The organism is Flavobacterium sp. P1_E4, assembly GCF_056405915.1.
The window spans coordinates 1-4,033 of the sequence record NZ_JBFUBE010000049.1 but is presented as its reverse complement, the minus strand read 5'-3'; the positions used below and the strand labels follow the sequence as shown (position 1 = coordinate 4,033).

The window sequence follows — 4,033 nt, the reverse complement described above, 5'->3', positions numbered from 1 at the left end:
TTCCATAGGTGGTTTCGATTTCGGAAGCGGATAGGTTGGTGGTGATGTGGGTTATTTTTTTTAGCTGTGAATTGGTTGTAACGACTTAAAAGAATTTCGGTCATAACATTGCATTCTGTTTACATTTTTTTAGCATCATATAATTAGTAATATGAACCCGTAAGATATTTGTTTTGTCAAATTGAATGTGCAGACAAAAAAGAGGGAGCTAAGTTTTTTTAATTACTACAATATTATATGTGTCTGCAGTTTTGCAGACATAAAATAAAAGTTTAATTTTACTTTTTTATTATTACGACTTCCTTCCTTATCATCACTAAAATAATTCTTCCTAATTATTTTTGATAAGAGTCATTTAAAATATTTTATTTTAAAAATATATTCATTTACCTAAAATTTTTCTTTTATGAATCATATTGTCAAATATACATTTTTACTTCTTGCTGTTTCACTCAGTTTATTGTCCTGCAAACAAAAAAGCGGGAATAAGATAAAAGTCGGTTTTTCGCAGGCCATGACTACGGATGATTGGCGTAAACAAATGAATAGTTCCATAAAGATTGAGGCCTCTTTGAGACCTGAAGTTACTCTTACTATACGAGATGCCAATAATAATGTAGATAAGCAGATTGAAGACATTGAAAGGTTTATTTCAAACAGAGTTGATGTCATTATTGTATCTCCAATTGAATCAAAACCATTAACTGCTGTTGTGGAAAAATCTATAAAAGCAGGTATTCCCGTCCTTGTTGTTGATAGAAAAATTGACAGTGAAAATTATACGGCTTATTTAGGGGCCGATAATATTGAAGTGGGGCGAATTGCAGCAAAATATATTATTTCCAAGAGCAAAGGGAGCGGGAAAATAATTGAAATTATGGGTGCTAGTGGGTCTTCGCCAGCATACGAACGCAGTCTAGGTTTTAATCAAATTATTAGAGATAATCCTCGATTTAGAGTGATAAAATCAATACAGGGTGACTGGGAAAAAGAATCAGTTAAGGCACCTTTAAAAGAAATTCTATTGCAAAACCATGATGTGGAATATATTTTTGCCCATAATGACAGAATGGCTTTAAGTGCATGGGAAACTGCAAAAACATTAGGGCTAGAAAAAAAAATAAAATTTATTGGAGTGGACGGGTTAAATTCTGTCAATGGGGGTATTGAGCTTGTAAAAAACGGTATTTTAGATGGTACCATATTATACCCAACAGGCGGTAACGAGGCCTTAAAACTTGCCTTAAAAATAAATAATAATGAACCTATTGCTAAAAATAACATACTAAAAACGATTGTAATAGATCAAGTAAATGCTGAGATTATTGAAAATCAAATGGATAAAGTCGATCAGCAGCAGAAAGTTATTGAATCACAACAAGGTGCTATAAAAGTTCAGGAAAGAGAATATGCTTCGCAGAATAACCTTGTTCGTTTACTTAGTTTTTTCTTAGTGATTATTTTGAGTTTAACCGTCTATAGTATTTATTCTACTATTTCTATTTCAAGGAAGAAAAAACAACTTGAAAGAATTAATCAAACTGTAATTGATCAGAATGATGAAATTCAGAAGATGTCTGAAATTGCTAAAAAAAGCAACGAAGCAAAATTAAATTTCTTCACAGGATTGTCGCATGAGTTTAAAACGCCTATTACTTTGATAATGAGTTATGTGGAATCGTTAATTGAAAACGATAAGATTAAAGGGACTGCACTGATAGAAGAAGTAAAGCTAATCCATAAAAACTCCAATCGATTATTGAGGTTGATTAATCAATTGCTGGATTTTAGGAAAATTGAAGAGCAAAAATTTTCATTAAGAGCTTCAAATACCAAAATTTACGATTTTTCCACTGATGTAATGGCAAATTTTAAGGGAGAGGCGTCCCGAAGAAATATTGATTTTCAGCTGACCTGCAAAAACAAAAATCTTGAGTTGTTTATTGATAGAGGTTTGATGGATAAGGTATATTTTAATCTACTTTCAAATGCATTTAAATTTACTCCAGATAATGGCAAAATAGCTATTACAATTGTTGAAAATTCGGATAATACTGTAAAGATTAGTTTTAAGGACTCCGGAATAGGAATTCCTGAAAATGAATTAGGCATGGTGTTTAATCCTTTTTTTAGAGCATCAAATAACAATAAAAACAGTTCAGGAATCGGATTGTATTTATCAGAAGAGTTTGTGGAGCTGCATCATGGTAAGATTGAGTTGAAATCAAAGCAAGGCTGTGAATTTACAGTTACTTTACTTAAAGGGAATACCCATTTGAAGTCTTCAGAAATTATAGATAAAAGTAACAATCAAAATACAATTTCTAATTTTTTAATTGACAATATAAGTTCAGATGTTGATTTAGAAACAGTTAACGTGCATTCGGAATCAGAAAAACATACATTATTGATCATTGAAGATAATGTCGAATTAGTTTCATTTTTAAAAGTAAAGCTTTCAAATGAGTATTTAGTTTACTTTTCCGACGGAAGTGATGCGATAGAGAAGGCCATGGAAATTATACCTGATGTAATTATTTGTGACATCAATTTAGTAGATAAAAATGGTTATGAAATCAGTAAAGAGTTAAAGAAAGATTTAAGAACATCACATATACCAATAATTGTTTTAACTGCCCAAAGTAACAAAGAGTCCGTTTTGAAAGGGTTGCAGAGTGGAGTTGATCAGTATCTTACCAAACCATTCAGCCTTTCTGTTTTAAGAGAATCTATTTCTAGTTTACTTTTTAATAGAGAAAAGCTTCGATATTATTATACCAATAATATTTATCGCATTGAACATGAATCGAAATTTGGTAATCAGGAGCAATCTTTTATCACTAAGATGAATGATATCATTAATTTAAATGTCGAAAATCCAAAATTTTCAGTTGAAGACCTCGCAGAAAAGCTTAATGTATCTAGAGTACAATTGTATCGTAAAGTAAAAGCTATAATAGGGATTAACATCAGTGATCATATTAATAATGTAAAATTGGAGAAAGCAGCAGAGCTTTTAAAGTCAAATACAATGAATATTTCTGAAATTGCATACTCTCTTGGATTCTCTTCTCCAAACTACTTTTCAACTGCTTTTAAGAATAAATTTGGAATATCACCTAAAGAATACAAATCTTCCATTTAATTAGATTCAAAATTGATGCAATTTTAGGTATCAATTTTGAACCTTATGTAACAGAATCGAAACTACAAGGTTTTCGTAAATAAAATTTAATTTACGTGAAGGCCTGAAAATAAAGGCTTTGCCTTGTAATTACGAAACCAATAATAATTGAGGAATTAAATTGTAACATCATTAAAAATAACTTGTTTTTTTTGCGGATATCTTAGCGACAAGTTTTTTAATACATGTACAATGAATAAGATATTACTTTGGTCCGTTACTGCTGCACTGGCAGGTTTTCTTTTCGGTTTTGATACCGTAGTTATTTCAGGAGCTGATAAACAATTGCAGCTTCTTTGGCATTCATCTGATGCTTTTCATGGATCTGTTGTTATGGCAATGGCGCTTTGGGGAACAGTGATTGGTGCCATATTTGGAGGAATTCCAACAAATAAAATTGGTAGAAAAAAGACATTATTCTGGATAGGGGTTTTGTTTCTTATTTCTGCTATAGGTGCAGCATTTGCAAACAATCCTTATGTTTTTGCTGCTTTTAGATTTTTAGGAGGCATTGGGGTTGGAGCTTCAACGATTGCTGCACCTGCTTATGTTTCTGAAATAGCACCTGCTGACAAGCGTGGGCGCTTGGTCGCTTTATATCAGTTTAATATTGTTTTGGGAATTCTGGTGGCCTTTGTTTCTAATTATTTCCTGAAAGATATTGGTGATAATTCCTGGCGATGGATGATTGGAGTTCAGGCTTTCCCCTCATTAATTTACCTTCTTTTTATATTGGTTATTCCAGAAAGTCCAAGATGGTTACTTTCTAAGAACCGTATAGATGAAGCACGTTTGATACTTTTCAAAATTGATCCTTCTGCAGATATTAAAAGTTTGATAGATGACAGC

Annotated in this window: 2 protein-coding genes; both read left to right on the top strand. The window is 31.7% G+C overall.

Annotation, left to right across the window (positions count from 1 at the left end):
• The first annotated feature begins 406 nt into the window (after positions 1-406).
• Positions 407-3,145, top strand: coding sequence for a substrate-binding domain-containing protein (locus AC1DY0_RS18850; protein ID WP_477190123.1), 2,739 nt, complete (start codon positions 407-409; stop codon positions 3,143-3,145).
• Positions 3,146-3,376: 231 nt separating this feature from the next.
• Positions 3,377-4,033, top strand: a 657-nt coding sequence (locus AC1DY0_RS18845; RefSeq protein ID WP_477190122.1) for an MFS transporter, incomplete at its 3' end; no start/stop codon positions are given.

Coding starts and splice junctions, on each gene's coding strand:
- AC1DY0_RS18850 (WP_477190123.1), top strand. CDS start 407: ATGAATCATATTGTCAAATATACATTTTTACTTCTTGCTGTTTCACTC.